Source organism: Peterkaempfera griseoplana (assembly GCF_001418575.1).
Lineage (GTDB): Bacteria > Actinomycetota > Actinomycetes > Streptomycetales > Streptomycetaceae > Peterkaempfera > Peterkaempfera griseoplana.
Map to the genome: position 1 here is coordinate 1 of NZ_LIQR01000727.1, position 3,991 is coordinate 3,991.

At 72.3% G+C, this 3,991-nt stretch carries 3 protein-coding genes; 1 reads left to right on the plus strand and 2 read right to left on the minus strand.

Translation table 11 applies throughout. The features are described 5' to 3' along the window. A partial coding sequence (locus AOK09_RS36065) for an ATP-binding protein (protein ID WP_063796177.1) occupies positions 1-1,019 on the minus strand: 1,019 nt, incomplete at its 3' end. Between the two features lie 288 nt (positions 1,020-1,307). Between AOK09_RS36065 and AOK09_RS36070 the strand changes: the two genes are divergently transcribed. After that, the gene (locus AOK09_RS36070; RefSeq protein ID WP_055591394.1) at positions 1,308-2,219 is read left to right on the plus strand and encodes a Fic family protein; all 912 of its coding nucleotides are present in this window, start codon (positions 1,308-1,310) and stop codon (positions 2,217-2,219) included. A 662-nt stretch (positions 2,220-2,881) separates the two neighbouring features. Here the strand turns inward: AOK09_RS36070 and AOK09_RS36075 are convergent. Next, a complete protein-coding gene (locus tag AOK09_RS36075; protein WP_407675462.1) occupies positions 2,882-3,772 on the minus strand; it encodes an HAD family hydrolase in 891 nt (296 codons plus the stop codon). Positions 3,773-3,991: the final 219 nt, after the last annotated feature.

Sequence of the window (3,991 nt, forward strand, 5' to 3'; positions counted from 1 at the left end):
GGTGCGGCCGGGGCGGCGATGCCACCGGGGCCGTCCGCCGGGGCGGGCAGCAGTTCCTCGCCGAGGACGAAGCCCGGGTCGATCTGGGTGGCGAGATCGGCGCCCGCCCTGGCGTTGCCCCAGCTCTCGGCGTTGCGCAGATGGAAGTGGACCATCTGGCGGGTGTAGCGCCCCCAGTCGCGGCGGGGGTGGGCCTCGTCGACCTCCTGGTGCAGCGCCCGGAGCACCCGGCGGTTGCCCTCCTCCAGGTCCGCGAAGCGGGGCTCGGCCCCCTGCTCCAACCTGCGGACCCAGTCGGAGTGGCCGAAGGCCGCGAGCAGGTCGTCACCGGCCTCGCGGCGCAGGAAGGCCAGGTCGTCCGGTCCCTGCACCTTGTTGCCCACCACCCGCAGGGTGACGCCGAAGTCCTGTGCGTACTCCTTGTACTGCCGGTAGACGGAGACGCCCTTGCGGGTCGGCTCGGCCACCAGGAAGGTCACGTCGAAGCGGGTGAAGAGGCCGGAGGCGAAGGAGTCCGACCCGGCGGTCATGTCCACCACGACGTACTCGCCGGACCCGTCGACCAGGTGGTTGAGATAGAGCTCGACGGCTCCGACCTTGGAGTGGTAGCAGGCCACCCCGAGGTCGTCCTCGGTGAAGGCGCCAGTGGCCATCAGGCGGACCCGGCCGGTGCCGTCGAGCGCCACCGGGCGGGCGCACCGCGCGTACACCGGGTTCTGCTCGGTGATCCGCAGCAGCCGTGACCCGCTGCCCGGCGGGGTGGTCTTGATCATCTGCTCCGCGGAGGCGATCCGCGGATTGCCCCCGCGGAGGTACTCCTTGATGTGGGGCAGCTCGGCACCCAGCGACGGCAGGGTGGCCGCCTGCTCGTCGGAGAGACCCAGGGCCTGGCCGAGGTGCTGGTTGATGTCGGCGTCCACGGCGACGACCGGGCGGCCGGCGGCGGCGAGGTGCCGGATGAAGAGCGAGGACAGCGTGGTCTTGCCGCTGCCGCCCTTGCCGACGAAGGCGATCTTCATGGTGCGGGCTTCCGTGGGGTGGATTGAAAACAGATGACAATCGTTATCGTATCCGTTAGTGCTCATCGTAGCGTTTCCACGGCACTGGGTGATCTCTCCACCCGAACGATTGGCTCTAACGGGTGACATCGGGCCTCCGTCGTGGCAACGCGGCCTGAGCTGTGCACGAGGTTCGCCTGAGCTGGGGCGTGAGGGGAGCGACGCGGGCGCAGTGGCCGCGGACACCCGGCCGGCGTACGGCGGGACCCGGCGGTGCCGGACCGCCGACCGGTCCGTACGCTCGACCGCGTGAGCACTGCAGCCGATCCCCTCGCCCCGCTCGCCGAGCTGCCCGGAGTACCCGAGGCCGTCGCCGAGGTCCGCCGCGCCGTCGACCGGCTCTACGGACACCGGGTGATGCGCCGCCGGGCCGCCGAGGTCACCGGAGAGGCGGCCCTGCGCGGCGCCCGCGCCTCCGCGGCTCTGGAGGGCGCCGACTGGCCCCTGGAGGAGGTCCGCCGGCGCACCGACTTCGGCGCCGACGACCAGGCCCGCACGGTCGGCGGCGCACTGCGCCTCTCCGCCGAGGCCGGGCAGCTGCTGAGCGTCTGGCGGACCTCGCCCCTCCAGGTGCTGGCCCGGCTGCACCTGCTGGCCACCGGTGACGACACCGAGGGCGTGGGACGGCCCAGGCGCGCCGGGGAGCCGGCCGCGGAACTCTTTCCCAAGCCGCTGGCAGCCACCGAGACCCCGTCGCTGAGCGCCGCCCTGCCCTCCGGGCCCACGGCCGAACTGCCCCCCGCCCCGCCCTCGGACGAGACGGCGGCCCGACTCGACCAGCTCGCGGGACTGCTCGCGGCCCGTGCCGACCGCGGCGCCGCCGGACCGGGCGCCAAGGCGGCCCCGGCCCTCGTGGTCGCCGCCGTGGTGCACGGCGAACTGCTGCTGCTGAGGCCGTTCGGCACGGCCAACGGGCTGGTGGCGAGGGCCGCGCAGCGGATCACCCTGATCGCCGAGGGCCTGGATCCGAAGTCCATCTGCCCTGCCGAGGTGGGGTTCGCCGAACTCGGCACCGACGCCTACCGGGCGGCCCTGGCCGGCTATGCCTCGGGTACGGCGGACGGGATGGCGACCTGGATCGTGCACTGCGCCGAGGCGCTGCGGCTGGGCGTCCGGGAGAGCACCGCCGTCTGCGAGGCGATGCAGCGCGGTATGGCCTGAGCCGTCCGAGCCGGCCGGTGGGCGGCGAACGGGCTCGCCGTACGGGAGCCCCGGTGGTGCGGGGGGCGCTTCAGATCGCGAAGGGCGCCGTACACAGTGATGCGGCGACACCCTGTGGAGGGGTGTCGCCGCTGGCACAGCCTCCGCGTGACCATGCGTGCACCTTTTCCATGCCCATCAGGCGGGGATCTCTGCCCTTCGCCTGGTGCGGCGGCCCGGTTAGCGGGTCGGCTGCACGTGGGTGCCCGGCTGCTGTGCGCGGTCCGTGGGGCCTGAACTGCGTAGTCAACGGTTCCTTAGCGGTTCCGTCGGGTCTCGCGGGCCGTTGATTCCTTTGTAGCGCGGTTCGGCAACAAGCGGAACCCTGGGATTGATTTTTTTACTTTCACCCGATTCAGGTGGATACGCGCGTGGCGACTCGGGGCCTGCCGCTGGCCGGCGGGCCGCCGGCTTGGCGGCCAGGCGGGTCGCGGGGATCCGGTGGCCTGGCGGTTGGCGGGCGGGCTGGTCGGACGGCTGCCGGGGCAAGCTCGGCCGGGATGCCTCCTGGGCAGCCGGCCTGCGCCGGGACGCTGCTGGGCCTCCTTGGGCGCCGACTGGTCCGTCCGTGCCGTCCGGTCAGCTCCCTGCCGACCGGTCCGTCCGTGCGTCCGAGCGGGTCGTCAGGCGGTCCGGATACGGCGCCGGGAGCTGTACCAGACCAGTCCCGCGGCCGTCGCCGCACCGATCGCCGCCGCCGCGAGCACCGGACCGCTGGGCAGCCTCAGGGCCGGGATCCGGGCCCCGGCCGCACCCCAGCGCGCCCGCAGCCGCACCGGGCGGCTGAACGCCAGCACCGGCCACTCGCGGCTCAGTGCCTCCCGGCGCAGTGCCCGGTCGGGATTGACGGCGGACGGATGGCCCACCGTCTCCAGCAGCGGCAGATCGGTCACCGAGTCGCTGTAGGCGTAGCTGCGCTCCAGGTCGTAGTCCTCCGTCTTGGCCAGCTCCCTGATGGCGGCAGCCTTGTTCGCACCGTAGGCGTAGTACTCGATCTCGCCGGTGTAGTAGCCGTCACGGGCCTCCAACCGGGTGGCGATCACATGGTCGGCGCCCAGCATCGCGCCGATCGGCTCGACCAGCTCCGCCCCGGAGCTGCTGACGATCACCACGTCGCGGCCCGCCGCGTGGTGCTCCTCGATGAGCGAGGCGGCTTCGACGTAGATCAGCGGGTCGATCAGTCCGTGCAGGGTCTCGGCGACGATCTCCTGCACCTGCTGGACGTTCCATCCGCGGCTGAGCGCCGAGAGATATTCGCGCATCCGCTCCATCTGGTCGTGATCGGCACCTCCCGCCAGAAAGACGAACTGAGCGTAAGCACTCTTCAGCACGGCCCGACGGTTGATCAGTCCGCCACGGTAGAGCGGCTTACTGAATGCAAGCGCGCTCGACTTGGCGATGATGGTCTTGTCGAGGTCGAAGAAGGCTGCGGTGCGGGCCGGACGGGGCGCCTGGAGGGGCTGCCCGGCGGGGCGTCCTGGGGGTTCGGCCTGGTTCTCCACGACGACGAGGATAGGCGCCCGCCATTCGGCGTACTCCCTGGCGCGCGGGTTTGTGTTTCAGGGCCCTCGGGTACACCATGGAAGTCACGGATCGTTCGCGACCGTGCTAACCCGGTCCGGCTCCTCCCCCCCCGAGCCGGCCGTGAATGACGACCCCCGCTCTCCCCCCCGGCGGGGGACGTCGCATGTCCGGCGCCGTTCACATGCGGCCGGCCGGCCACGGGGGAGTTC